Below are 528 nucleotides of genomic sequence, written 5' to 3' on the forward strand. Positions count from 1 at the left end.
CGTTCCCATGCCGAAGCCGGCAAACCCGCGCTGATCCGCATGAAGGCCAACGGTCTGACCGAGCCAAAATTAATCCGCGCACTGTATAAAGCTTCACAGGCCGGGGTAAAAATCGATCTGATTATCCGTGGTATGTGCTGTTTACGTCCGGGCGTGGAAGGGGTATCGGAGAATATCCGTGTACGCTCTATTATTGGCCGTTTCCTTGAGCATTCGCGTGTTTATTATTTTCTGAATAACGGCAAAGATGAAATCTACGCCGCCAGTGCCGACCTGATGGAACGTAACCTGTTACGCCGGGTAGAAACCGCTTTCCCGATTGAAACCAGCAAACTGAAAGAACGTATGAAAAGCGAACTGGAAGTGTACATGCTGGATAACTGTCAGGCCTGGGACTTACAGTCCGATGGCAGTTATATTCGCGCGCAACCTGCTGAAGGTGAAGACATGGTGAAAGCGCAGGCGATTCTGCTGGAAACACTGGCGGCAAGTTCGTCGTAAACAATGCCGCTTGGCATTGATAAAAAA

Annotated in this window: 1 pseudogene; it reads left to right on the top strand. The window is 50.2% G+C overall.

The features are described 5' to 3' along the window. Positions 1 to 501: pseudogene (locus B3P58_RS00650) on the top strand (RNA degradosome polyphosphate kinase); the annotation flags it as partial. Between the last annotated feature and the right edge of the window lie 27 nt (positions 502 to 528).

Source organism: Thalassolituus sp. UBA2009, assembly GCF_002335285.1.
GTDB lineage: Bacteria > Pseudomonadota > Gammaproteobacteria > Pseudomonadales > Oceanobacteraceae > Venatoribacter > Venatoribacter alkanivorans.